Origin of the sequence: Acuticoccus sp. I52.16.1 (genome assembly GCF_022865125.1) — a bacterium.
In the GTDB taxonomy this organism is placed as follows: Bacteria; Pseudomonadota; Alphaproteobacteria; order Rhizobiales; family Amorphaceae; genus Acuticoccus.
Genome location: NZ_CP094828.1, coordinates 269,926 through 294,512, shown reverse-complemented (window position 1 = coordinate 294,512; position 24,587 = coordinate 269,926). Strand labels below are relative to the sequence as shown.

Here is a 24,587-nt window from a genome sequence, read left to right as displayed (position 1 = left end):
AACTCTCTCCTTACCCTTTGACGGCGCCAGCCGCGAGGCCGCGCACCATGAAGCGCTCGAGCCAAAGGAAGATCACCATGATCGGAACGGTCGCGACGACGGCGCCGGCCATCATCAATTCACGCGGCAGCTCCGACGAATTCAGCGAGACCACACCGCGCGGCAGCGTGAACTTGGCGGGGTCGTCCAGGAACATGAACGCGAACAGGAACTCGTTCCACGCGATCATGAAAACGTAGAGCGACACCGAGGCGAGGGCCGGCAGGCTGAGCGGCAGCGTGATCTTGGCGATCACGCCGAGACGCGTCAGGCCGTCCATCAGGCCGGCTTCCTCCATCTCGCCCGGCAATCCCTTGAAGTAGCCCTGAAGCATGTAGAGGGCGACCGGGATCGTCGTCGCCGGGTAGACGATGAGGAGGCCGAAGATCGAGTTTCGCAGTCCGAGCTGGCTGAACACCGTGTAGAGCGGCAGCACCAGGACGATCGCCGGCACCATGTAGATGAGGAGCACGGAGTTGGCGAAGGTGTCGCGCCCGCGGAAGCGCAGCCGCGCGATGGTGTAGGCGCCCGGAACCGCGAAGATCAGCGTGATGACCACCGTCGCGACGGAGACGATCGCCGAGTTCAGAATGTAGGTGCCGAAGTTGAATTCGGTGAAGAGCTGGGTATAGGCGGAGAAGAGATCGTCACGCGTCAGATCGACGGAGAAGTCGAGCGGGTTGGCGAGGAGATCCGCCTGGCTTTTGAAGCTCGTCATCACCATGACGTAGAACGGCAGGATGACGAAGACGGTGAAGACGACGAAGCCGAGCGCCTTCAGGATGCGGATGATCAGGACCTCGAAGTCGTAGCGGCGGACGCCGCCGGCCGGCGCGTCGCCGAGGCACATCCACACCGTCTGCGTCGTCATCGCGATCACCGCGACGAGGCCGATCAGCTGCCACGCCGTGGCGGTGCCGAGCGGCAGGCCGAACGGGGCGCCGAGGCTGGCGAGGATCAGCACCGCGAACATCGCCCCGGCGAAGATGGCCCGCCGCAGCCACGCGCCGCGCCTCTCGCGCAGCAGCATGAAGGCGGCCGCGGCGACGAGGCCTGAGAGCGCGGCGGCGCCGACGGCGGGGCTCGCCGGCGCGCCGGAGAACAGCGCGATCAGGACGCCGAAGACGATCATGTAGACCGCGCCGAACAGCGGCCCGGCGACGACGGCGGCCGTCATCCCGGAGCGCAGCGCGAAGCCGTGGGGGGCGGAGTGGCCTGCCATCGACGTCATCTCAGCTCTCCTTCGGCGCGAAACGGAAGAAGACGAGGGCGAACGCCAGGAGCGCCACGAAGACCACGACCGCGACCGCCGCGCCCGCGCCGATGTTGCCGAGCCCGATCGCCTGTTCGTAGACGTTGACGGTCAGCGTGCGCGTGCCCGCGGCGCCGCCGGTAAGCAGGAAGATGTCGTCGAATTTGTTGAACGTCCAAATGTAGCGCAGCAGGAAGAGGATCGCGAGGATCGTCGCCAGCTGCGGCAGCGACAGGTACCAGAACTGCTGGAACGGGGAGGCGCCGTCGATCTCCGCCGCCTCGTACATGTCGGTGTTGATCGACTGCATGCGCGCCAGGATGAAGAGGAACGACAGCGGGAAGTAGCGCCACGCCTCGAAGACGATCACCGTCGTCAGCGCCAACGGGATCTCGATCGTGTAGCCGAACAGCGAGAACGACCCGGCCGTGCGCTGGCCGAGGAAATTGATCGGCCCGTCGGTGACGCCCATCTGCATGAGGATCGCGTTGAGCGTTCCCGAGGACGGGTCCAGCAGCGTCACCCACGTGTAGGCGACCGCGATCACCGGCGCGACGTAGGGGAAGAGGAAGAGCCCGCGCAGCACCGCCCGCCCGCGGAACGCGTTGTTGAGGAGGAGCGCGGCGAAGAGGCCGAGGAGCAGCGCGCCCCCGGTGCCGAACACGGCATAGACGATCGACGTCCACAGCACGGTCCAGAACTCGCGCGCGTCGAACACCTTCTGGAAGTTCTCGAAGCTGAAGTTGAGGCTCAGCAGCGCGTTTTCGCCGCGGCCCGTCGCGGTCGGCTCGGTGCCCTCGAAGAGCTCCTCCACGTCGGCGATCGCCTCGGTCGCGCTCGCGACGATCTTGAAGCGCTCGCGGCCGCGCGGCTCCAGCTCGCCCACCTTACAGGTGAGGCGCCGGCCGTCCATGGTGCAGCGGTCGTCGTCGATGGCGAGGGTGGCGCCGGCGGGGATCTCGTCGGAGAAGCCGGCTCCGGAGACCGGCAGGTTCGGCGAGGTGTTGCGCAGCGTGTAGGTGATGTCGAACGTGTCGCCCGCGGCCACGTCCTCGCCGGACACGCGCTCGTTGATGTTGGCCTCCGGCGGGCGCAGGTCCGCCAGCATGACCGGCTTGGCGCTGATCCAGAAGTTCATGATCAGCGGCAGGGCCACCACCAGGGCGACGATGGCGAAGGTCGGGGCCAGCAGGACGAGCGCCAGCCGCGCTTCGCGCTTTTCCAGCGCACCCGCCCCGCGCGGCGGTCCTTGCGTCGGCTCGGTCATGGGAGGTCTCCGGACGGTGGCGGGACGGGCGACGAAATATGCCCGCCCCGGAGGGAGTTAGAGGTTCTTGATCCCCTCGTTGATCTGCGTGACCGCGTCGTCCACGGAGATCTCGCCATCAATGTACCGGCGCACGATCTGGTTCAGCACCTGGCTGGTGACGATGCGCGAGGCCTCGGCGAGCTTGCCCTCCTCGTTGCCCCAGCGCTGCGCGGTGTCGAGGCCGGTGACCATCTCCTCGACCGTTTCGGCCGGGTAGACGTCGGACATCGGCGCCTTGCGGTCGACGCCCATGGGGAGCGTCGCCCACATCTCGTTGAACGCCTCGGGCTCGTCCTCGGTGCCGCGGCGGACGGGGAACTTGCCCTCCGGCGCGATGGCGAGCGTCGCCTCGTAGCCATCCGACAGCGAGTACTTAATGAAGTCGATCGCCGCGTCCGGATCGTCGGCCGAGGTGGAGACGCCGAGGTAGTTGATGTTGGCGTACGCCGCGCCGTCGGGGTTGGAGGGGCCGGCGAGGGTGGTGACGATGCCGGTCTTCTCGGCGAGCGCGGTCGAGGTCGGGTCGTCGTTGATGGTGGGCGGGGCGCTGTCGCGCAGGCCCGCCAGCTCGTCGAGGATGAAGGGCGACCAGATGATCATCGCCGCCTTGCCCGCGAAGTAGAGTTCGCGCGACTGGGCCCAGTAGAGTTCACCCTTGGGCGAGTTGTCGGCCAGCGTCTTGTAGAATTCCAGGCTCTCCTTCAGCGCCGCGGGGTCGAACCCGTCCTCGGTGGCGAACGGCGTGGCGCCGTTGGCGAGGAGGACGTGCTCCAGCACCTGGCTCATGAAGTCTTCGTCGATCTTGGTGGCGGCGACGAAGCCGTACATCTCCGGCGGGTTGTTGAGCGCCGCGGCCGCCTCGGCGATCGCCTCGTAGGTGGTCGGCGCGGCGAGGCCGGCCTCCTCGAAGAGATCCTTGCGGTAGAGCAGCATCTGCGTCCACCCGTCGAGCGGGACGGCGGCATAATCGCCGTCGATGTCGGCCATCGCCAGCGCGCCGGGGGCGAACGTGTCGGGCCCCAGCTCCTCGACCGCCTCGGTGTTGGCGTCGATGTCGAGGATGCCGGCCTCGGCCCACGGCTGCATGTATTGCAGCGAGAAGTAGATCACGTCGGGCAGATCGTCGGCGGCGAAGGCGGCGGTGGCGCGCTTGCCGAGGTCGCTCTCGCTGACGGGGATGATCTCGACCTCGATGCCGGTCTCGTCGGTGAAGGCCTTGGCCATCGCCTCCTGGCGGGCGAGGCGCTCGGGCTGCTCTTCCATGGTCCAGAAGCTGAGCGACTGGGCCTGAGCGCCGGCGGCGGCGAGCGATAGGGGAACCGCTAGCGCGGCGATCTTCGCAAGGGCGTTCACGTGGGTCTCCATGTTCAGGGCTCTGCGCTCAGGCGTCCGGCGCGGACGCATGCGGGCAGGGCCACGCCAAAATGCGGGGTCGTGAAGAGGCTCGGCTGCGCCATGGCATGCGGTGAGGCGGCGCGGTCCGGAACGCGGATCGGACCAGCGTTCCGCCGGATGGGCGAACGCACGTTTCCTCCTCCGCGGGGGTGTCGAAAAATACGGGGGGGGCGACCCCGATACATTCTGACGTCCCGCTCTATTCTTCATTCCGGAAATGGTAGGGCCTAACTCCCCCTACGGCAATGAAACTTTTACACCTTTTCCCTAGCGGCTAAGATCCCGTGGGACCGGGAAGGAGACCAGCGTGGCAAATCAAGACGATACCTATAAGTCCGCGCTGCGTCAGTACCTCTCCGTTTCTTATGATCCGGAGACGGTGACTGCACTGATCGCGAGGATCGTCCCGCTGGTCGACGCGGCGCGCGCAAAGGTCGATCACGGCGTCGCACGATGGCTCGACGAGCGCGATGTGATGCTGATCACCTACGGCGATTCGGTCCGGGCGTCCGGCGAGGCGCCGCTCGCCACGCTGCGCCGGTTCCTGGCCGCGCACACCGCCGACGTCATCACCAACGTGCATATCCTGCCGTTCTACCCGTGGACGTCGGACGACGGCTTCTCGGTGACGGACTACCGCGCGATCGACCCCGCGCTGGGCGACTGGTCCGACGTGGCGGCGCTCGCCGAAGACGTCGGCCTCATGTTCGACGGGGTGATCAACCACATCTCGGCCGAGAGCGCCTGGTTCGAGGCCTTCCTGGCCGGCGACGCGGACTATGCCGACTTCTTCACGGTGATGGACCCGGCGACGGACCTGTCCCAGGTGACGCGCCCGCGGGCGACGCCGGTGTTGACCGCGTTCGAGACCGCGCACGGCACCCGGCACGTGTGGACGACCTTCAGCGCCGACCAGATCGACCTCGACTACGCCAATCCCGACGTTCTGGTCGAGATCCTGGACCTCCTGATCACCTACGCGAAGAAGGGCGCGCGGTTCATCCGGCTCGACGCGATCGGGTTCCTGTGGAAGGAGGTCGGCACCACCTGCATGCACCTGCCGCAGACGCACGCCGTCATCAAGGCGATGCGCACGGTGCTCGACGCGGCGGTCCCCGGCACACTCATCGTCACCGAGACGAACGTGCCGCATGCCGACAACATCAGCTACTTCGGCAACGGGAGCGACGAGGCGCAGCTCGTCTACCAGTTCCCGCTGCCGCCGCTGACCTTGCACGCCTTCCTGACGGGCGATGCCTCGCGCCTCACCGGCTGGGCGGCCTCGCTGGAGCCGACGACACCGTCGACGACGTTCTTCAACTTCCTCGCCTCGCACGACGGGATCGGCGTGCGCCCGGCGGAGGGGATTCTCACCGCCGAAGAGGTCGGCGCGATGGCGGACGCGGTGGTGGCACGTGGCGGCCGCGTGTCGATGCGCAGCCTGCCGGGCGGCGGCGAGGCGCCGTACGAGCTCAACATCACCTACCTCGACGCGCTGTCGGCGCCGGGCGAAGACGAGGCGACGTCGCTCGCCAAATTCATGGCGGCGCAGACGATCCTCCTGTCGGTGGTCGGCATCCCCGGCATCTACATCCACAGCCTGCTCGGCTCGCACAACGACGTGGCGGGGCTGGAGCGGACCGGCCGCGCCCGCTCCATCAACCGCGAGAAGCTGGACCTCGCCAGGCTCGAGGCGGACCTCGCCGACCCGTCCTCGCTGCGCGCGCGCGTCCTCGAGGCGTTTCGCCAGCGGTTGGTGCTGCGGGCGTCGCGGCCGGCGTTCGCGCCCAACGCGCGCCAGCGTGTCCTGTCGCTCGACGAGCGCGTCTTCACCCTGGTGCGCGAGGGGGAGGGCGACCGTGTGTGGGTGGCCGTCAACGTCTGCGATGCGCCGGTCACGATCAGCGCCGCGGCCACGGAACTCGGCCTCGCGCCGGGGCCGCTGCACAGCCTCCTGGGCGGTGCCGCGCCGACCCGCGAGGGCGCGGCGGTGACGCTCACGCTCGCCCCCTACGAGGCGGCCTGGATCGCGGCGTAGCGCACCGCGGTCCCGGGGCCGGGCCGGCGCGCTACATCCGCCGGTTCAGCCCGACGAGCCGGTTCATGACGAGAAGCAGCAACGACGTGGCAAGGATCAATAGGCCGGACGCCGCCGCCACGCGCACGTCGAGCGTCGATTCCATCATGCCCCAGAGGCGGATCGGCAGCATGTCGGTCCGTGCGTTGGAGAGGAAAAGCGAGATGGGCACGTTGTCCATCGACGCGACGAAGGCGAGGAAGCCGCCGGCGAGGATGCCGGGCGCGATCACCGGCAGGACGATCCGCCGGAAGGTCATGAACGTCGAGGCGCCGAGGCTGCGCGAACTGTCGATCAGCGCGCGGTCCAGCTGGGAGAGGCTCGCCGTCACCGTGCGCAAGACGAACGGGACGACCACCACAAGGTGCCCGACGGTGAGCCACGAGAGCGACGGTCGCTGCCGCAGCATCGTGACGATGATGAGCGTCGCGAGGCCGAAGGAGAGCATCGGCAGCACCAGCGGCGACATGAACGCGGTGTCGAGCGCACGCGCGCCGAGGCCCCGGCGCCGGTCCAGCCACAGCGCGGCGAGGGTGCCGATCAGCATGGCGAGTCCGGCCGCCCAGGCGGCGACGGTGAGCGAGTTGAAGGCCGCCTCGTGGATATGGCCGGACTCGGCCGGGTCCAGCAGCGCCGCGTACCAGCGCAGCGACAGTCCCTGCGGCGGGAACTTCAGGCTCGCCTCGGCGGTCAGCGAGATCGCCAGCACCACCAGCACCGGCACGGTCAGGATGGCGATGGCGAGGCCGCCGATGCCCCACACCACGGCAGCGTAGGAGACGTCGGCGAGGGAGCGGGTGGTGCGACGCATCGAAGGTCCCCGGTGTCAGTTGCGGGCGAGACGGCCGAGCGCGCTGATGAGCGCCAGCACGCCGAGCACGGTGATGAGGAGGGCGAGGGAGACGACCGCGGCGAACGGCCAGTCGTAGACCACGAGCGCCTGCTGCCAGATCACCAGCGGCATGTAGATGAGCCGGCCACCGCCGATCACGCTCTGCGAGATGAACGCCGCGGTGGAGCTGGCGAAGACGAGAAGGCTCCCGGCGATCAGCCCCGGCACCGACAGCGGCAGGATCACCCGCGCCATGGTGCGCCAGCGCGAGGCACCGAGGGAGACCGACGCGTCGATCAGGTTGGGGTCGATCCGGCCCATTACCGAGAGGAGCGGCAGGAGCATCAGCGGCAGCTCGATCTGCGCCAGCGAGATGACGAGGCCGAGTTCGGTCTGCAGGAGCCGCAGCGGCGTAGCGCTGAGACCCAGCGACAGGATCGCCGAGTTGACGAGCCCCTCGTTGCCGAGGATGACGATCCACGCGAACGTGCGCACCACCACCGAGAGGAGGAGCGGCAGGACGATGACGAAGGTCAGCACCGAGCGCGCGCGCGGTCCGGCGGACAGGTAGATGAGCCCGGTCGCGAAGCCGAGGACCAGCGCCAGCGCGACGGTCTTGAAGCCGAGCATCAGCGTGTCGAAGACGACGTTCCAGTAGAACGGGTCGGAGAGGAAGCGCACCCACATCGCAGTGCCGAGGACGGTCATGTCCTGGTCGTTGTGGAGCGAGACCCAAACGAGCAGCACCAGCGGGCCGAGGAAGAAGCCCACGAACAGGAGCCCCATCGGCGCGATGAGCGGCCAATCGCCCGTCAGCCGGGCGAGGAGGGTGGGAAGGCGCCGCGGGGCGCCTTCCGTGTCGGCCGTCAGGCTCAAGCCGCGACTTCCTTGTTGAAGCGCTCGATCCAGCCCGGACGCAGCGGGTTGATCTCGGTCCAATCGTGGCGAACGAAGTCGTTCATCTCGTCGAGCGAGGCCATCGGCAGCGTGTCGATCAGCGGCACGTCACCGTTGACCGGGATGAAGTTGTAGGGCGCCTGCATCAACGTCTCCTGGACGCCCGCGGAGATCACCGCGTCGATGTACTTGTAGGCGTTGTCGACGTTCTCGGCGTCCTTGACGATGTGCATGGTCGTCACGAACGCGATGGCGCCGGTGTCGGGCACGGCGAACTCGATGTCGACGCCGCGGGCCTTCAGGTTCGCGACCGTCTGCGTGTTGGTGTACATCACGTCGATCTCGCCCTGCTGGAAGAGGCCGGCCATCGCCGAGGGCTGCGCCACGGCGGCGATCTTGGGCAGCGCCTCCTTGATCTTGGCCATCGCGGGATCGATGTCGGTCAGCGAGCCGCCGAACGCCTTGGCGATCTCGATCAGCGAGGTGGTGCCGAACGTCGTCTGGAAGCCGGTGAGGCCGAGGCTGGAGACGTAGGGCTCCTCGAAGAGCTGGGCCCAGCCGGTCGGCGGGGTTTCGAACTTCTTCGGATTGTAGGCGATGCCGACGACCTGAGCGGCGACGGGGACGCCGGTCTCGGTGACGAAGACCTGCGGCAGCTTCGAGCCGTTCTCCAGCTTGGAGACGTCGATCGGCGCGTAGAGGCCCATCTCCTGGCCGGTCGCGGCCGGGCCGGGGTCGAGCACGAAGACGTCGAACGGCGGCAGCCCGCGCGCGGCCCGGACCTTGGCGATCTGGTCGACCGCGTATGAGGCGTCGAACTCGACGTCGACGTCGGAGGCTTCCTTGAGGGCGGGGGCGACGATCTCGCGGAAGGCGTCTTCCCAGGTGCCGGGGTAGACGGCGGCGATCACCGAGCCGGCGGCGAAGGCGGGCGTGCCCCACAGTGCCGCGGTGGCGGCGGCGCCGCCGGAGGCGGCGAGGAAGGCGCGTCGGTCGAGCGTAAATTTCGTCATGGGGGTCTCCTGCTGACGGAAGGGAAGGGGCGGCGCGCGGGGACGAACGCCATCGTTGCCGGCCCCGCGGGCGGGGCAGGCCGGGACCCCGGGGGGCCGACGGGATGGGGCGAGCCGGGCGGACGCGGTGTCCGCATTCCCGGTGCCGGGCTGGTCGTGGGGCGCGCGTCCCGGCCGGCGCAGCGCGCGCGTACCGGGAAGCGCTCCGGGCCGGCCTGGCGGTCGGCGCGGGTCTCGCGTGTCGCCGCCGAGGCGGCCGCGCCGTCGGCGCGTCAGGTCGCGGCCGTGTCGGCCGGGAAGATCGCAACGCGCGCGTTGGGACCGAGGCCACAGAAAAGCGGCCCCACGGGCAGCGGCGGGGCGCCGGCGCGCATGCGCACCAGCTTGATCGCCGTGCCGTCCTCGGCGGCGAGATCGAGCACCGTCGTGCCGCCGACGGGCAGGTCCATGCGGCAGCGGACGGGGAAGCGGGCGGTGTCCGGCTCGCCGGAGATGACGAGCTCCTCGGGGCGCACGGAGGCCAGGATGCGCGTGCCGGCGGGGAGGGCGACCTCACCCGGCAGCGGCAGCCGCGCGCCGACGTCGAGCGCGGCGACGAGCCCGCCCGCCGCCGCCTCGAGGCGCCCCGGCAGGAGGTTCGACGAGCCGACGAACGAGTTGACGAAGAGCGACGCCGGCCGGTCGTAGACATCGACCGGGGTTCCGAGCTGCTCGATCCGGCCGCCGTTCATCACCGCGACGCGGTCGGCGACGCTCATCGCCTCCTCCTGATCGTGGGTGACGAGGATGGCGGTGAGGCCGAACTCGCGCTGCAGGCGCTTCACCTCGATCTGCATGTCGAGGCGCAGGTTCTTGTCGAGCGCGGCGAACGGCTCGTCGAGCAGCAGGATGCCGGGCTCGATGGCGAGCGCGCGGGCCAGCGCCACGCGCTGCTGCTGCCCGCCGGAAAGCTCGCGCGGGCGGCGCCGCGCAAAGCTCGACATCTGCACCACGCCGAGGAACCGCTCGACCGCATCGCGGATCTGGCGGCGCGAGCGGCCGCGGGCGGCGAGGCCGTAGCCGACGTTCTCGGCGACGCTCATGTGCGGGAAGAGGGCGTAGTTCTGGAACACGATGCCGACGCCGCGCCGACCGGGCGGCACCCGGTCCACGGGACTGCCGTCCACCCGCACGGTGCCGGACGTGTGGTTCAGGAACCCGGCGACGACGCGCAGAAGCGTGGTCTTGCCGCAGCCGGACGGTCCGAGCAGCGCCACCACTTCGCCCGCGCCGACATTGAGGCTGACGTCGTCGAGGGCGCGGAAGCCGCCATAGTCGTGGCTGACCCGCTCCACGTCCAACGTCACGCCGCCCGGAGTGGGGCGCGCTGCGGTCGCGGACGGCGGGTGGGATTGAGCGTGCGCGTTCATGGGTCTCCGTCAGCCGGGGCGACGGTGGGGCCGCCGACCCTGCCGAGTGTACCGACGTCGCCGACGAATGCGTGGGTAAAATTAAGTCATCGTCGCCCAAATTTTGCACGCAATCGTGCGTGCGTTCGTGACATCATGGCGATGATCGGTTGGGCGTGGGAAACCGTGACGCAGTGCGACACCTCGTCTCGTGACAGGGTCCGTTGTGTGCAATCTCTTCGTCCGATCATGTGACAGCAGCGAGACGAGCGTGAACGAAATCATCGTTGAACCCTTGACGGCCGAAGGTTTCGCGCCGTTCGGGACGGTGGTCCCCCCGCAGGCGGACCCCGGTCGAACCTACGTGGACGGATCGCTGGCGAACCTGCGCCCTGCCGCGCACCCCAGCCTCTCGATGTCGGCCCGGCTGGAGGCGGCCAGCCTGCCGCTGACGATCCGGCAGATGGAGCGGCACGCGTTCTCCTCGCAGACCTTCGTGCCGACCGAGCCGACGTCCGTCCTCGTCGTCGTCGCGCCGCACGCGGCCGACGGCGGGCCGGACATGGCCCGAGCCCGTGCGTTCGCCACCGAGGGGCAGACCGGTTTTACCTTCGGCGCGGACGTGTGGCACCACCCTTTGACGCTGCTCGAGGCGCCCGGCCGGTTCGCCATCTTCATGTGGCTCGACGGAACCACGGGAGACGAAGAATTCGTCGACATCGAGCCGATGCTCGTCACCGGAGGGACCTTGTGAGCACCGACCGCGACCTCATCGGCTACGCCGACACCCCGCCCGATCCGCGCTGGCCGAATGGCGCGCGCCTCGCGATCAACTTCGTCATGAACTACGAGGAGGGGTCCGAGCCCTCCGTCCAGGACGGCGAGGGCTACACCGAGACCGCGCTGACCGAGGCGCCGCTCGACCCCGGCGTCAACGGCCGCGACCTCGCCGGTGAAGGCATGTTCGCCTACGGCTCGCGCGTCGGCTTCTGGCGGCTGATGCGCCTCTTCCAGGAGCGCGACCTGCCGCTGACCATCTTCGGCTGCGCGCTGGCGCTGGAGCGTAACCCGCGCGCGGCCGCCGCCATCAAGGCCTCCGGGTTCGACGTGTGCTGCCACGGCTGGCGCTGGGTGCCGCACTACCATCTCGGCGAGGAGGAGGAGCGCGAGCACATCCGCAAGGCCGTCGCCTCGCTGAAGGAGACGGTCGGCGAGCGCCCGCTCGGCTGGTACTGCCGCTACGGCCCGAGCGTGAACACGCGCAAGCTCGTCATGGAGGAGGGCGGCTTCCTCTACGATTCGGACGCCTACGACGACGAGCTGCCCTACTGGATCACCCGCGAGGGCAAGCCGCACCTGGTGGTGCCATATTCGCTGACCCACAACGACGGCAAGTTCGGGCGCGGCGGCATCGCCACCGGCGGCCAGTTCTTCGAGTTTCTGAAGGACGGGTTCGACATGCTCTACAAGGAGGGGGCGAAGACGCCGAAGATGATGTCGGTCGGCCTGCACATGCGCCTCGTCGGCCATCCCGCGCGGGCCTCCGGCCTGGAGCGTTTCATCGACTATGTCAGCGGGTTCGAGGACGTGTGGATCACCCGCCGGCTCGACATCGCCCGTCACTGGCAGACCGAGCACCCCTTCCAGGGCTGACCGGGCGCCATTGATCCTTGCGCCGGGCGCGGGGTATGCGACACGCTGTCCGGCGCGGGCGGCCGGAGCGCCCCGATGCCGGCCGCACGACTCACCACCTGGGACTCTCGATGTCATCGCAATGGACTCGCCGGACGACGACCCTTCGGGGGAAGCACCCGACCGAAGACATCATCTACGGCCGGCTCGTCGACGCGATCATCGAGAAGCACCTGCGCCCCGGCGAGCACCTCAACGAGAACAAGCTCGCCGAGGCGCACGGCGTCCCGCGTTCGCGCGTGCGCCGCGTGCTGGAGCGGCTGCGCGACGAGAACGTCGTCACCTTCGAGCTGCACCGCGGCGCGTTCATCTCCCGCCCCACGGTGGAGGAGGCGCACCACGTCTACGAGGCGAGGCGGGAGACGGAGCTGACCGTCGTGCGCCTGGCCTGCGCCCGCGCCACGCCCGACGACGTCACCCGCCTGGAGACGCACCTTCAGCGTGAGGACGCCGCCTTCCGCAACGAGGACCCCAACTTCAACAAGGTCTCCGGCGACTTCCACTATCTGCTGGCCGAGATGGCGCGCAATCCGGTGTTCGAGAAGCTGCTCGGCAGCCTCATCCGCCAGTGGGTGCTGATCCAGTCGGTCTACGAACGCAAAGGCGGGGCGGCGCTGTGCCTGACGCACGAGCATCGCAGCATCGTCGCGGCCATCGCCGCCAACCGGCCGGAGGAGGCGGTCGCCGAGTTGGCCCACCACTTCGACCACATCCTCGCCGCGCTCGACCTCTCCGACGACCGTCGCTCCGAGATCGACATCTACGACGTCTCCGAACTCACCTCCGGATGACGCGCAACCCTCTTATTCGCACCTCGACGCGCGGCGCGGCCTGACGCCCGGCCGCATTTGTGCCATCACACCCCCTCGATCAACGGCAACGCGGGACGGACGACGGACGCAATGGCGCCAAAAAGTGATATCGAGATCGCCCGCGCGGCAAAGAAGCGTCCCATCATGGAGATCGGCGAGACGCTCGGCATTCCGGCCGACGGGCTGATCCCCTACGGGCACGACAAGGCCAAGATCGCCGCCGACTTCATCGCTTCGCTGGAGGGGCGGCCGGACGGCAAGCTGATCCTCGTCACCGCCATCAACCCGACCCCGGCGGGCGAGGGCAAGACCACCACCACGGTCGGCCTGGGCGACGGTCTCAATCGCATCGGCAAGCGCGCCATCACCTGCATCCGCGAGGCGTCCCTCGGCCCCAACTTCGGCCTCAAGGGCGGTGCGGCGGGCGGCGGTTACGCCCAGGTTGTGCCGATGGAGGACATGAACCTCCACTTCACCGGCGACTTCCACGCCATAGGCGCCGCGCACAACCTGCTCGCCGCGATGATCGACAATCACGTCTACTGGGGCAACGACCTCGGCATCGACGTGCGCCGCATCACCTGGCGCCGTGTGGTCGACATGAACGACCGCGCGCTGCGCACCGTGACCGCGGGCCTGGGCGGCGTCGCCAACGGCTTCCCGCGCGAGGCGGGGTTCGACATCACCGTCGCCTCCGAGGTGATGGCCATCTTGTGCCTCGCCGGCGACATCCGCGACCTGCAACGGCGCCTGGGCGACATGATCGTCGCCTACCGGCGCGACCGCTCGCCCGTCACCTGCCGCGACCTGAAGGCCGACGGCGCGATGGCGGTGCTCCTGAAGGACGCGATCCTGCCCAACCTGGTGCAGACGCTGGAGAACAACCCCGCCTTCGTCCACGGCGGGCCGTTCGCCAACATCGCGCACGGCTGCAACTCCGTCATCGCCACCCGAACGGCGCTGAAGATGGCCGACTTCGTGGTCACGGAAGCGGGTTTCGGCGCCGACCTCGGCGCGCAGAAGTTCTTCGACATCAAGTGCCGCAAGGCCGGGCTGAAGCCCGATGCGGTGGTGCTGGTCGCCACCGTGCGCGCGCTGAAGATGAACGGCGGCGTCGAGAAGGCGGACCTCGGCGAAGAGAACGTCGCCGCGGTGACGGCCGGTTGCGCCAACCTCAAGCGCCACATGGACAATATCCGCCGCTACAACGTCCCCGTCGTGGTCGCCATCAACCACTTCACCGGCGACACCGCGGGCGAGATCGAGGCGGTGAAGGCCTTCGTCGCCGGTGAGGCGGCGGAGGCGATCGTCTGCCGCCACTGGGCCGAGGGGAGCGCCGGGATCGAGCCGCTGGCGCACCGCGTCGCCGAACTCGCCACCTCCGGCGCAGCCGACTTCCAGCCGCTCTATCCCGACGCGATGCCGCTGTGGGAGAAGATCGAGGCGACGGCGCACAAGATCTATCACGCCGGCGAAGTGACGACGTCGCGCGCCGTGCGCGAGCAACTCGCCCAGTGGGAGGCGGCGGGCTACGGCGACCTGCCGATCTGCGTCGCCAAGACCCAATATTCCTTCAGTGCCGATCCGTCGCTGCGCGGTGCGCCGACCGGCCACACGCTGCCGGTGCGCGAGGTGCGGCTCTCGGCCGGCGCCGGCTTCGTGGTCGCGATCTGCGGTGACATCATGACGATGCCGGGCCTGCCCGCGTCGCCCGCCGCCGAACGCATCGGCCTCGACGCCGACGGCAACGTCGAAGGGCTCTTCTAGCTCGCCGCGCGGCCGCCGCGCGCGGCCGCGTTCCCCCAGCCCGACCCGAGCCCGCCGGAGGTCGCCCGCCGATGCCTCATCTCTTCGTCAACCGGCCGCGCGTCTACGATCTCCTGGCGAACGAACCGCAGCAGGTGCGCAAGCGCTATCGCTGGGAGGCGCTCAACGCCTTCCTCTACAAGCTCGGCGGGCTGCTCTTCATCGTCGGCAGCATCCTCTTCTTCCCCGCGCTCGCCGCCTGGGCCAACCTCGGCGCCTGGACCTTCTTCGCCGGCTCCATCCTCTACCTCGTCGTCACCGCGCACGACCTCGCCGAGGTCGTCCAGGACTGGCGGTCCGACATCGGCCCGCACACCATCTGGGAGCGGTTCGAGTTCTGGGCGGCGAGCGTCTACCTCGTCGGCACGTTGCTCTTCCTCGTCGGCAGCATCTTCTTCCTCTCCTGGGTGGACTGGGAGATCGCCGGGGCGTGGTGCTTCGTGGTCGGCAGCCTGCTCTTCGTGCTGGGCGCATCCATCAATGTATTGCAGATCACGCGCGCCACCGAGCTGGTGACCCTCCAACTCATGAATCTCACCGCGGTCACGTTCGTAACCGGCTCGGTGCTCTTCACCGTCGCCTCGATCCCCTATTTGTGGCAGGTCGAGAATGCGGCGGACCAGCGCCTGATCGACGGTTTCCTCGCCTGGCAATATCTCGTCGGCAGCGCGCTCTTCCTGCTGGGCGGGATCTTCAACTCATGGCGGGCCTACGTGGTGGTGCGCCGCGAGCTGGAGCAGCGGCGCCGGATGCACCATGGCGCCGCCCCCGAGGTCGCCGGCTGACGCTTGACGAACGGGCGCGCGCGCCGCATCGAGCCGGCGATGCCATCCACCGGCGCTCGGCCGATGCCGAGCGCGCCAACGCCCGAGCGCCCATCATGACTGTCCTGACGTGCATCTCTCCCATCGACGGCTCGGTCGTCGCGACCCGTGACACGCTGCCGGTCGACGCGGCGCGCGCCCTGGTCGCCCGCACCCGTGCCGCGCAGGCCGCCTGGGCCGCCCGCCCGCTTCAGGAGCGCGCCCGCCTGGTGATGGCCGGCGTCGCCGCGATCGGCGCCATGAACGACGAGATCGTCCCCGAGCTGGCGCGCATGATGGGCCGCCCCGTGCGCTACGGCGGCGAGTTTCGCGGGTTCGAGGAGCGCGCCGGCTACATGGCCGGCATCGCCGCCGACGCCCTCGCCGACATCGAAATCGGCGACGACGCTTCCTTCCGGCGCATCATCAAGCGTGTGCCGCACGGTGTCGTCCTCGTCGTCGCGCCGTGGAACTACCCCTATATGACCGCGATCAACGCGCTGGCCCCGGCGCTGATCGCCGGCAACGCGGTGGTCCTCAAGCACGCCACGCAGACGCTCCTGGTGGGCGAGCGCCTCGCCGCCGCCTTCCACGCCGCGGGCGTGCCGGAGGCGGTGTTCCAGAACGTCTTCGTCTCACACGACACGATCGGCACGCTGATCGGCGAGCGCGCGTTCGACTTCGTCAATTTCACCGGCTCCGTCGGCGGCGGCAAGGCGATCGAGACCGCGGCGGCGGGCACGTTCACCGCCCTGGGCCTGGAGCTGGGCGGCAAGGATCCCGGCTACGTGATGGAGGATGCCGATCTCGACGCCGCGGCCGACACGCTGATCGACGGTGCGATGTTCAACTCCGGCCAGTGCTGCTGCGGGATCGAGCGCATCTACGTCCACGAGAGCCGGTTCGACGCCTTCCTGGAAAAGGCCGTCGCCATTGTGCGCGGCACCCGTCTCGGCGACCCGCTCGACCCGGAGACGACGATCGGGCCGATGGCGCACGTGCGCTTCGCCCAGACCGTGCGTCAGCAGATCGACGCGGCGGTGGCCGCCGGCGCGACGGCGCACATCGAAACGCTTCCCGGCGACGACGGCGGCGCGTACCTGTCGCCGCAGATCCTGACCGACGTGACGCACGACATGGCGGTGATGCGCGAGGAATCCTTCGGCCCCGTCGTCGGCATCATGCCGGTGTCGGGCGACGAGGAGGCCATCCGCCTGATGAACGACAGCCGATATGGCCTGACGGCGTCGCTCTGGACCGCCGACATCGACCGCGCGACGCGCATCGGCGACCGGATCGAGACGGGCACGGTGTTCATGAACCGGGCCGACTATCTCGATCCGTCGCTGTGCTGGACCGGGTGCAAGGACACCGGCCGGGGCGGCTCGCTCTCCGCCATCGGCTACCACAACCTCACCCGCCCGAAGTCCTACCACCTGAAGAAGACGACGCGCTGACCGGCAACCCGAGCGCCGACTCGCAACAAAAAACCCCGCAGAACCTGCGGGGTTTGGGGTGGCGACCCCGGTAGGATTCGAACCTACGACCTACGGATTAGAAGTCCGTTGACAGTCTATTTCCATGCTTTCCCATGTCTTCCAAACGCCAGCGTTTCTGCCTACTTAGAAGCGGCGGATACGCGGCGGCAGAACGGTAGTACACGCACAATCGCACAATCCGCGCACAATTTTTGACCCGCGGACGCGGCGCTTGTGCATAAAGTCCGCTGGTCGCCGGAGGGCGACGGATGGCGGTTTTCACGAACAACTTTCTGAAGGGGCTGAAGCCGGGCGCACAGTCGTATGAGGAGCGCGACGGCGGCTGCCCCGGCCTTGTCATCCGCGTGGGGCAACGCGGAAAGAAGGTGTTCGAGGTTGTCGTCAGCGAGGGCAAGCGGCGTCGCCGCGTTCGGCTTGGCACATTCCCAGACACCAGTCTCGCTACGGCGCGCCGGCTCGCAGCCGATGCCAAGGCGGCGCCAACCGAGCATGTGGGCGGCCGGCGCGTGGCTGACCTATGGGACGCTTATGCGGCCGAGCGAAAGGACGTCCTGCGCTCATGGAAGGACGTCGAGATGGTTTGGCGCCAGTGGGCCGAGCCGCAGCTAGGCAATGTCCGCATCGAAGACCTAACCTTGCACCATGGCGCCCGGCTGGTTGAGCGCGTGGCGCGTGAAAGCTCGCCGAACCGAGCGCGCAAGGTGATCCGCTACATCTCGCCGATGCTGACGTTCGCGGCCGGGCGCGGCATGATCCCCGGCAATCCATGGGCGGGGCTAAGCCTGCCTGACGGCAGCGAGGCGCGCGACCGCGTGCTGACGCGCAAGGAGTGGGACGCGCTCGCCGAGTGGGCGAGGGAGGAGGCGTATCCGTGGGGGCCGTTCGTGCTCGCCCTCATGGCCACGGCGCAGCGCCTAAGCGACGTGTCCGAAATGCGCTGGTCGGAGATTGACGGCGACGTTTGGACGATCCCCGCCGGCCGACACAAATCGAAGCAGAAGCACGAGGTGCCGTTGCCGGCACCTGTCGCCTCGCTGCTGGACAATCTTACCCGCCACGACGACTTCGTGTTCTCGACGCATGCCGGCAAGTCGATATGGCCGGGCTCGAAACTTGTTGAACGCATTCAGGCTGCGACCGAAACAGCGGGTTGGCGCTATCACGACATTCGGCGGACGGGTGCCACCATGATGTCGGAGGCCGGCGTGCCTCGGTTCATCATCGAGCGCGTGCTGGGTCACACCGACCGGACTGTGACGGCCGTTTATGATCGGCACACCTACCGCGCCGAGAAGCGGGACGCGCTGGCGCGCCTCGCCGCAACCGTGACCCGGCCATGAGCGAGGCGCAAGAGACGGGGCTGGACCGTGTGGAGCGCGCAATCCGCGAACATTTGCCGGCACGCGCGATTTTCGGATCTGACGAGCGGCAGAGCAACAAATTCGAGGCTCTTGCGCTCTGCAATGCTGCAGCCACGGCCATAGGGGCGGACACCTTCGGGATTAGCAAGGAGGCGGAACGCGCGAAGCTCAATGAGCTACTTTGTGCAGCGCGTGCGATGGGTGATGCTTACCGATCGTTGAGTTCTGGCGTCCGCATGGCGCTATGGGACGGCGCTCGTCAGGCGGACCCCGCTGCCATGGGCACGCGGAACATTCCGTCGCCACTGGTGATCCCGCGTATCGCGGCGCTCGTCGAAGCGGGGCTGCCGGCGGCTCGCGAAGCGATCGAGTCGGCTCAAGAAAAGGGGCGCCGCAACACACGAGCGGCGGCCGTCGTCGGCGAGGCGCGCGCAATCTGGCAGCGCCGCACTGGGAAGGCACTGCCTGCGAAGCAATTAGACGAGGCAACGCCGTTCGCGCTGTTCCTCGCCGACGTTCTGGACGCATTGGATTGCGGGAAACCGCGTTCAGCATATCGGGCTTGGGCGGCGCTGCACAGTTCAGACGATTAAAGTCGCCAACTGTGCATTCCTTCCGCTAGTCGAGAAGGCATGAAGGCATCACGTCTTTACGAGGTGATGACCATGAAGAACACAGAAGACACGAACGGCTCGCGCGAGGTAGAGCCGGCCTATTTCACGGTTGACGAGGCGGGGCGCTACACTCGCACCAGTCGCCAGTTCCTCGATAAGCTTCGCCACACCGGCGGCGGGCCGGAATACCTCCGCCTCTCGCCCCGCGCCATCCGCTACGAAAAAGCTGCCCTCGACGCCTGGATGCAGGCGCGCCGCTGTTCGGCGGTGGCCGACTATCGCGAGGTGGCGTGATGGCCGCCGAGCACAACACCGAACCGGCGCCGACGTTGATGAGTGTCGTGGACGAGTTCGGCGCTCTGGAGAGCCGGGTGCTCTTCTACTGCGCGGCTGCGGAAAAAATCGCCGGCGAAGGGCTGAGTGCAGTGGAGCTGGATCCGCTGATCCGCGGCGGCGACGACCTCGCCGACTACATCTTCGGTTTCAGGGAAATGCTGGACGCCTACCACGCGGCCTCCAAGGAGGGTGCGAAATGAGTGCTGCGGAACGGTTCACCGACCCCGTCGTGATCACCGTGGCCCGGCTCTCGAATAAGCCTGGCACCTGGGTAGTGATTGACGATTGCTCGCTCGTCTACGCCGAGTTCGCCTCCCACCGCGAGGCGTTGGCCGGCGCCCACGCTGCCGCCGCGCAGCTTCGGCGAGACGACTTCCCCATCGTCACCGTTGAGGACCTTTGGGAGGGCCATTCGGGTGGCTGACACCAAGATCATCGAGGCCGCGGATTGGTACAGCGGTGCCGATCCGAAGCCACGCCCCGCGGTGCCGGAACTCCGGCGCCGCTTCGGGCTCACCGCGAACGAGGCGTGCGAGGTGGTTCGCCTCGCAATGAACGCTAGGTCCGTGAAATGAAGCGGCGGGGGCGGAGCAAGGACCAACGCGGTGAGCACTGGACCCAGATGGTGCGGACGATGATGGAGGAGCCTGCTTGGCGGGCTCTTTCCACGACAGCGCAGGCTCTCTACCCGTGGCTCAAGCTGGAGTGGAGGGGGAAAGACTACAACAACAACGGCAAGATCAGGCTATCGACCCGACAGGCGGCCGAACGGCTTGGCGTCACGCAGCAGACCGCACGGCTCGCCTTCCATGACCTTCAGGCGAAAGGCTTCGTTATCGTTACCGAACACGCGCGCCTGGGGGTAGAGGGTGTGGCGTGTTCACCCGCATTCGAACTCACCGAGCTGAAGATGCCGGCGAGCGAGAAGCAGGACGGGCGCAAGCTGTACCGCGACTGGCGAGAAGGCCGCGATTATCCGGTGCATGTGACAAACGCCAACAACCCGCAGGGGCGTAACGGCCGGAAGCGTGTCGGCAACGTCGTGAAGCTCAAGCCCAAGGAAAAACCCTGACATAGAAACTATGTCGCCCCTGACATAGAAACTATGTCGCCCCTGACATAGAAACTATGTCGGATTGGCCGCGGCTGACATAGAAATTAGCTCAGGCTGACATAGAAACTATGTCGGATCGGGCCGTTTTGGTGTGCGGCCTGACATAAAAACTAGCTCATCCTTAACTTACCACGTAGGGACGCCTCTCCTTGTGCCGCCCCTTACCCCTCATCCGATGCTTTCAACCCACGTTCGCCCGACTGCGCTCGCGCCTTGGCCCGCTGCCCGATGCGAGCGACCGTCATGGGCGACACCCCATGCCGGGCCGCCGCTTCACGCACGCTAAGCCCCTCGGCGAGTGACGCCTCGATGCGACGCACCGTCTGGTCCGGCGTCCGTGGCCGGCCACCCTTCGGCTTGCGCGTCGCAATCTGTGTCCGCAACAACTCAACTTCAGCCGTCAACTCACGGATCGCTGCCGACTGATGCTCTAGCAGCGACCACAGGTATTCGTTGCCGTCAGACATCGCCACCGCGTAAGCGCGCCACGCATCTTTGCCGCTACCCGGCCCCGATGAGGGTGGGCGCGACAGCATCGTGACATGTGTGTCGGCCAGTGGGTCCTGCATCATCGCCTCCTGCGTACCAATATCAATTGATACATATTTTGCGGGACAAGCGAAAGCTCCCTTACAGTAGCGATTGCCGCCCTTCCGGCTTGCTCTGAGTGGCGGCACCCCCACTCGCGCAGCAGTGCCCATCCCACCCTCACGATGGCGCTGTACGCGCTTCTGTGTGGCTCGCCACAAGATGGGGACAACTCGACAACAAGGTATGGGAATACCTTTTCGGCAATGGTATTTAGATACCGTATCGGAGGCAGCGCATTGCCCGTCATCGCAGGCACACTAGCGGTCCCAATGCTCGCGTTTCCGCTGAACGGCGGGACCGGCGGGGGGACTGTTCCTTTCTCGCTCCCGAAAAAAATCCGGGGGCTGGGCTGATGGTGCGCGCCTCCAAGGATGCCATGGCGGCGCTGCAGTTCCTGCCGACGCTCACGGTTCCCGAGGGACGCGCGGCTGGTAAGCGGCTGAAGCTGGCGAGCTACCAGAAGGACTTCGTGCGGGGCGCCTTCGCCAAAGACGTGGCGGTTGGCCTGCTGTCGATCGGTCGAGGCAATGCGAAAACGGCGCTCGCGGCCGGCCTCGCCCTAGGACACCTCGTCGGCGAGATCGCTCCACAGCCCAAGCGTGAAATCATCTTCGCAGCCCGAAACCGAGATCAGGCGCGGACCGCATTCAACTTCCTGGTCGGATTCATAGAGGGGCTACCCGAGGAGGATCAGGAACAGTTCACCATCCGCCGCGGCTCCAAGCTGGAGGTGGAGACGGCGGGGAACGGTGGCGGGCTGGCCCGCGTCATCGCGGCTGACGGCAAGTCGATCCTTGGCGGTGCTCCGACGCTGGCAATCCTCGATGAGCGCGCTGCCTGGGAGCGCGAGAAGGGCGACAATCTCGAAAACGCGATCCTGTCCGGCCTCGGCAAGCGCGACGGTCGGGCGCTAATCATCAGCACTAGCGCACCGGATGACACGAACACGTTTTCCCGCTGGCTGGATGAGCCTCCGCCGGGTTCATATGTTCAAGAACACCGCCCCGAGCCGGGTCTGCCGCCCGACGATCTCGAAAGCCTGCTGGTGGCGAACCCCGGCGCCCGCGAAGGCATCGGCTCTACACCCGACTGGCTCCAGGCACAGGCGTGGCGCGCTATCGCCCGCGGCGGCTCGGCGCTTTCATCATTCCGCAATCTGAACCGAAACGAGCGCGTCGCAAGCGATGACCGATCGGTGCTGGTCACGGTCGATGAATGGCTCGCTGCCGAAATAGCGCCGGCCGATCTTCCCAAGCGCGAGGGGCCTGTGGTGCTGGGTGTGGACCTTGGCGGCTCGCGTTCCATGAGTGCGGCGGCGCTGTTCTGGCCGACGACGGGCAGGCTCGAAACCCTCGCCGCGTTTCCGACGCAACCGGGCCTCTCGGATCGCGGCGCGTCGGATGGTGTGTCCGGGCGCTACGTCGAGATGGCCGACCGGGGCGAGCTGGTGACGATGGGCGCGACCACGGTGCCGGTGGGCCGGTTCCTGTCGGACGTGGTGGCGCGTCTCGACGGGCAGGCGCCGGCCGCGGTCGTGGGTGACAGGTTCCGACACGCCGAGTTCGTGGAGGCGCTACGGGCGGCCGGGCTGGAGCGTGTGCCGTGCGTCTGGCGTGGCATGGGTTGGCGGGATGGCTCTGAGGATGTGGAGCGGTTCCGGCGGGCGCTGTTCGAGGGGAAGGTTCGCTGCCTGCCCTCCCTGCTGCTGCGCTCGGCATTCGCAGACGCCATCACCGTCGTGGACCCGGCAGGCAATCACAAACTGGCCAAGGGCCGATCGACCGGCCGCATCGATGCGGCGGCGGCAGCCGTCATCGCCGTCGCCCAAGGGGTGCGAATGTCCGGGCACTCCAACGCCAAGGGGAGGTTCGCATGGTCGTAAACCCGGCATGGGAGCTGATCGCGCGCCGTCTGATCGCAAGGTTCGGGCAGGATGCGGTGATCATGCGCCCCGGTGAGCCGACCGACGACGGCTATGGGAACGAGATCCCCGGCGAGCCGACAGCGTATCCCGCTAGGGCGGCCGTGATCGACGCGAACGTCGTGCTGGCGCACCAGCAAACCGGTTCGCTTGAGCCGGGCGACGTTCGCGTCCTCATCTCGACAGAGGGACTACCGATCGAACCTGACACCGCCGACGCGCTGTGGATCGGCAGCGAGGACTGGATCATCACCAGCGTCGCCCGCCTCGCGACCGATGGCGAACCGCTGTTCTTCGACATGCGGGTGGGCCGATGACGCGCGATGCGGACTATCGGCGACACAGTAAAGCCGTGACTCGTGGCGCCCGGTGGGCGGCGCTGCGGCTGGAGGCGCTGCGGCGCGACGGCTTCGAGTGCGTCGCATGCGGCCACCGCGGCCGCCTTGAGGTGGATCACATCCTGCCGGTGCGGGACCGTCCCGACCTCGCCCACGACCTGACCAACCTTCAATCGCTCTGTGGCGGCTGCCACGCGAGCAAAACCGCAAGGGAGGTGGGATTCGCGCCCTTGCCGCCCGAACGCAAGGCATGGCGCGATCTTCTCACCAAGGGAGCAATCAATGCTTGAATCCGTCAAGATCTCGCGGCGTCAGAGCGAGATCCGTCAGAACCTCGCCGAGCTTGTGGGCAAGGAAACCACGAACGAGGCCGAGCTTCGGTCCATGGAAACGCTGGACACCGAATATCGCAACAACGAGGTGCGCTATCGCGCGGCGCTCGTCAGCGAAGACACCGAGCGTCGTGAGGCCGGCGCCGAGCTGGAGACCCGCGAGGGCCGACAGTTTGCCGACCTCGTGGGAGCATTCGAGGTGCGCCAGGTGGTGGCTGCTCTCGACCACGGGCATCAGATCAGCGGCCAGACGGCCGAGGTAATCCAGGAGATGCGAGCTCAGGGTGCCTACACCGGCATGCCGATCCCGCTGGAAGCCCTGGAGGTGCGTAACACCGTCTCCGGCGACCTTGTGGAGCCGAAGCAGACCCGAGGCATCTTCGACAGACTGTTTCCGACTTCGGTGGCCTCCCGCCTCGGCGTGTCGTCGGTGAATATCGACCACGGCACCGTCGAGTATCCGATCGCCACGCAGGGGGCCGTGGCCGGCTGGGCGGCTTCGGAAGGCGCAGACGTCACCGGGCCGACCGCGTTCCAGACGACCGAGGCGACGCTTTCGCCCGACCACACCCTCGGCGCTCGCATGGCGGTTTCGCGCAAGTCGCTGAAACAGGTGGGCGGCGGTCTCGAAACAGCCATCCGCCGGGACATGGCAGCGGCAATCGGCGCCGAGCTGGACCGCGCTATTCTGGTGGGTTCCGGCGCCTCCGGCCAGCCGACCGGCATCGTCACCGCCGCGCTCAATACCGGAACGTGGGCTGACTACTGGAGCACGGTCAAAGCCGAGATCGTCGAGTTCATGGATGCCAACGCGATCAGCGATCCGGGGCAGGTGCGGATGGCGATGACCCCGGCCATGTGGTCCGCGCTGGATGATGCCGTGTGGGACGCCGGTTCAGGCATTACCGAGTGGGACCGGTTGGCCCGCCACATTGGGGCAGGCAACATCGCCCGCGCGACGCAACTGACCGCCGGAACGGCTGTTCTGACCGTCACCGCCGGTGGCCTCGCTCCGGCCTACCTCGGCATGTGGGGTGGCGTGGACCTGATCCGCGATCCCTACAGCGACGCGGCGTCCGGTGGCCTGCGCCTCACCGGCCTGCTCACGGTTGATCTCGCCGTGCCGCGCCAGGAGCAGGTGCGCGTGCTCGAACCGGGCTCCTAAG

General features: G+C 67.9%; 26 protein-coding genes and 1 tRNA gene. 18 read left to right on the top strand and 9 right to left on the bottom strand.

Going from position 1 to position 24,587, the window contains the following annotated elements; all coding sequences use genetic code 11:
• Positions 1-10: 10 nt before the first annotated feature.
• Genes MRB58_RS01350 through MRB58_RS01340 form a run of 3 tightly spaced genes read right to left on the bottom strand, consistent with a single transcriptional unit; the run spans position 11 to position 3,953 of the window.
• Complete coding sequence (locus tag MRB58_RS01350) at positions 11-1,270, bottom strand: carbohydrate ABC transporter permease (protein ID WP_244779846.1); 1,260 nt, start codon at positions 1,268-1,270, stop codon at positions 11-13.
• Between the two features lies 1 nt (position 1,271).
• A complete protein-coding gene (locus MRB58_RS01345) occupies positions 1,272-2,558 on the bottom strand; it encodes a carbohydrate ABC transporter permease (RefSeq protein WP_244779845.1) in 1,287 nt (428 codons plus the stop codon).
• Positions 2,559-2,615: 57 nt separating this feature from the next.
• Positions 2,616-3,953 carry an ABC transporter substrate-binding protein gene (locus MRB58_RS01340; protein WP_244779844.1) on the bottom strand — a complete coding sequence of 446 codons (1,338 nt, stop codon included), beginning with the start codon at positions 3,951-3,953 and terminating at the stop codon, positions 2,616-2,618.
• 349 nt (positions 3,954-4,302) lie between these two features.
• Here MRB58_RS01340 and MRB58_RS01335 point away from each other — a divergent pair, with 349 nt between their 5' ends.
• A complete protein-coding gene (locus tag MRB58_RS01335; RefSeq protein ID WP_244779843.1) occupies positions 4,303-6,033 on the top strand; it encodes an alpha-amylase family glycosyl hydrolase in 1,731 nt (576 codons plus the stop codon).
• Positions 6,034-6,064: 31 nt separating this feature from the next.
• On the opposite strand, the gene MRB58_RS01330 is transcribed toward MRB58_RS01335, so the two are convergent.
• The 4 genes from MRB58_RS01330 to MRB58_RS01315 all read right to left on the bottom strand — a co-directional run bounded on the left by MRB58_RS01330 (position 6,065) and on the right by MRB58_RS01315 (position 10,223).
• Positions 6,065-6,883: an ABC transporter permease gene (locus MRB58_RS01330; protein ID WP_244779842.1), complete on the bottom strand. Its 819-nt coding sequence runs from the start codon at positions 6,881-6,883 to the stop codon at positions 6,065-6,067.
• Between the two features lie 15 nt (positions 6,884-6,898).
• The gene (locus MRB58_RS01325; RefSeq protein ID WP_244779841.1) at positions 6,899-7,780 is read right to left on the bottom strand and encodes an ABC transporter permease; all 882 of its coding nucleotides are present in this window, start codon (positions 7,778-7,780) and stop codon (positions 6,899-6,901) included.
• Complete coding sequence (locus tag MRB58_RS01320) at positions 7,777-8,814, bottom strand: extracellular solute-binding protein (RefSeq protein ID WP_244779840.1); 1,038 nt, start codon at positions 8,812-8,814, stop codon at positions 7,777-7,779. The genes MRB58_RS01325 and MRB58_RS01320 overlap by 4 nt, the downstream gene beginning before the upstream one ends.
• A 272-nt stretch (positions 8,815-9,086) precedes the next feature.
• A complete protein-coding gene (locus tag MRB58_RS01315) occupies positions 9,087-10,223 on the bottom strand; it encodes an ABC transporter ATP-binding protein (RefSeq protein WP_244779839.1) in 1,137 nt (378 codons plus the stop codon).
• 250 nt (positions 10,224-10,473) lie between these two features.
• Here MRB58_RS01315 and MRB58_RS01310 point away from each other — a divergent pair, with 250 nt between their 5' ends.
• The 6 genes from MRB58_RS01310 (at position 10,474) to MRB58_RS01285 (ending at position 16,772) form a co-directional block, all read left to right on the top strand.
• Positions 10,474-10,956, top strand: coding sequence for an ureidoglycolate lyase (locus tag MRB58_RS01310; protein ID WP_244779838.1), 483 nt, complete (start codon positions 10,474-10,476; stop codon positions 10,954-10,956).
• Positions 10,953-11,855, top strand: coding sequence for an allantoinase PuuE (locus MRB58_RS01305; protein WP_244779837.1), 903 nt, complete (start codon positions 10,953-10,955; stop codon positions 11,853-11,855). Before MRB58_RS01310 ends, MRB58_RS01305 begins: the two co-directional genes overlap by 4 nt.
• 110 nt (positions 11,856-11,965) lie before the next feature.
• Positions 11,966-12,685: a GntR family transcriptional regulator gene (locus tag MRB58_RS01300; protein ID WP_244779836.1), complete on the top strand. Its 720-nt coding sequence runs from the start codon at positions 11,966-11,968 to the stop codon at positions 12,683-12,685.
• A gap of 111 nt (positions 12,686-12,796) precedes the next feature.
• Positions 12,797-14,473: a formate--tetrahydrofolate ligase gene (locus MRB58_RS01295; protein WP_244779835.1), complete on the top strand. Its 1,677-nt coding sequence runs from the start codon at positions 12,797-12,799 to the stop codon at positions 14,471-14,473.
• 71 nt (positions 14,474-14,544) lie between these two features.
• The gene (locus tag MRB58_RS01290) at positions 14,545-15,297 is read left to right on the top strand and encodes a YrhK family protein (RefSeq protein ID WP_244779834.1); all 753 of its coding nucleotides are present in this window, start codon (positions 14,545-14,547) and stop codon (positions 15,295-15,297) included.
• A gap of 95 nt (positions 15,298-15,392) precedes the next feature.
• A complete protein-coding gene (locus MRB58_RS01285; protein WP_244779833.1) occupies positions 15,393-16,772 on the top strand; it encodes an aldehyde dehydrogenase family protein in 1,380 nt (459 codons plus the stop codon).
• 59 nt (positions 16,773-16,831) lie between these two features.
• Here the strand turns inward: MRB58_RS01285 and MRB58_RS01280 are convergent.
• Positions 16,832-16,922 (bottom strand) — tRNA-Ser (locus MRB58_RS01280).
• Between the two features lie 140 nt (positions 16,923-17,062).
• Here MRB58_RS01280 and MRB58_RS01275 point away from each other — a divergent pair.
• The 7 genes from MRB58_RS01275 to MRB58_RS01245 are packed head-to-tail and all read left to right on the top strand — an operon-like array spanning position 17,063 to position 20,197.
• Positions 17,063-18,154, top strand: coding sequence for a site-specific integrase (locus MRB58_RS01275; protein WP_244779832.1), 1,092 nt, complete (start codon positions 17,063-17,065; stop codon positions 18,152-18,154).
• Positions 18,151-18,768 carry a hypothetical protein gene (locus MRB58_RS01270; RefSeq protein ID WP_244779831.1) on the top strand — a complete coding sequence of 206 codons (618 nt, stop codon included), beginning with the start codon at positions 18,151-18,153 and terminating at the stop codon, positions 18,766-18,768. Before MRB58_RS01275 ends, MRB58_RS01270 begins: the two co-directional genes overlap by 4 nt.
• Positions 18,769-18,807: 39 nt before the next feature.
• Complete coding sequence (locus tag MRB58_RS01265; RefSeq protein WP_244779830.1) at positions 18,808-19,083, top strand: AlpA family transcriptional regulator; 276 nt, start codon at positions 18,808-18,810, stop codon at positions 19,081-19,083.
• Positions 19,083-19,325, top strand: coding sequence for a hypothetical protein (locus tag MRB58_RS01260; RefSeq protein WP_244779829.1), 243 nt, complete (start codon positions 19,083-19,085; stop codon positions 19,323-19,325). Before MRB58_RS01265 ends, MRB58_RS01260 begins: the two co-directional genes overlap by 1 nt.
• Positions 19,322-19,549, top strand: a complete 228-nt coding sequence (locus MRB58_RS01255) for a hypothetical protein (protein WP_244779828.1) — start codon at positions 19,322-19,324, stop codon at positions 19,547-19,549. The genes MRB58_RS01260 and MRB58_RS01255 overlap by 4 nt, the downstream gene beginning before the upstream one ends.
• Complete coding sequence (locus MRB58_RS01250) at positions 19,542-19,700, top strand: hypothetical protein (RefSeq protein ID WP_244779827.1); 159 nt, start codon at positions 19,542-19,544, stop codon at positions 19,698-19,700. The genes MRB58_RS01255 and MRB58_RS01250 overlap by 8 nt, the downstream gene beginning before the upstream one ends.
• A 47-nt stretch (positions 19,701-19,747) precedes the next feature.
• Positions 19,748-20,197, top strand: a complete 450-nt coding sequence (locus tag MRB58_RS01245) for a helix-turn-helix domain-containing protein (protein ID WP_244779826.1) — start codon at positions 19,748-19,750, stop codon at positions 20,195-20,197.
• 203 nt (positions 20,198-20,400) lie between these two features.
• Here MRB58_RS01245 and MRB58_RS01240 read toward each other — a convergent pair whose 3' ends face one another.
• Entirely contained in the window at positions 20,401-20,808 is a 408-nt protein-coding gene (locus MRB58_RS01240; RefSeq protein WP_244779825.1) for a helix-turn-helix domain-containing protein, read from the bottom strand.
• A 374-nt stretch (positions 20,809-21,182) separates the two neighbouring features.
• Here MRB58_RS01240 and MRB58_RS01235 point away from each other — a divergent pair, with 374 nt between their 5' ends.
• Genes MRB58_RS01235 through MRB58_RS01220 form a run of 4 tightly spaced genes read left to right on the top strand, consistent with a single transcriptional unit; the run spans position 21,183 to position 24,586 of the window.
• Positions 21,183-22,712, top strand: coding sequence for a terminase large subunit domain-containing protein (locus tag MRB58_RS01235; RefSeq protein WP_244779824.1), 1,530 nt, complete (start codon positions 21,183-21,185; stop codon positions 22,710-22,712).
• Positions 22,703-23,068, top strand: a complete 366-nt coding sequence (locus MRB58_RS01230) for a hypothetical protein (RefSeq protein ID WP_244779823.1) — start codon at positions 22,703-22,705, stop codon at positions 23,066-23,068. The genes MRB58_RS01235 and MRB58_RS01230 overlap by 10 nt, the downstream gene beginning before the upstream one ends.
• On the top strand, positions 23,065-23,379 hold the full coding sequence (locus MRB58_RS01225) for an HNH endonuclease (RefSeq protein ID WP_244779822.1): 315 nt from the start codon (positions 23,065-23,067) through the stop codon (positions 23,377-23,379). The genes MRB58_RS01230 and MRB58_RS01225 overlap by 4 nt, the downstream gene beginning before the upstream one ends.
• On the top strand, positions 23,372-24,586 hold the full coding sequence (locus MRB58_RS01220; protein WP_244779821.1) for a phage major capsid protein: 1,215 nt from the start codon (positions 23,372-23,374) through the stop codon (positions 24,584-24,586). The genes MRB58_RS01225 and MRB58_RS01220 overlap by 8 nt, the downstream gene beginning before the upstream one ends.
• Position 24,587: the final 1 nt, after the last annotated feature.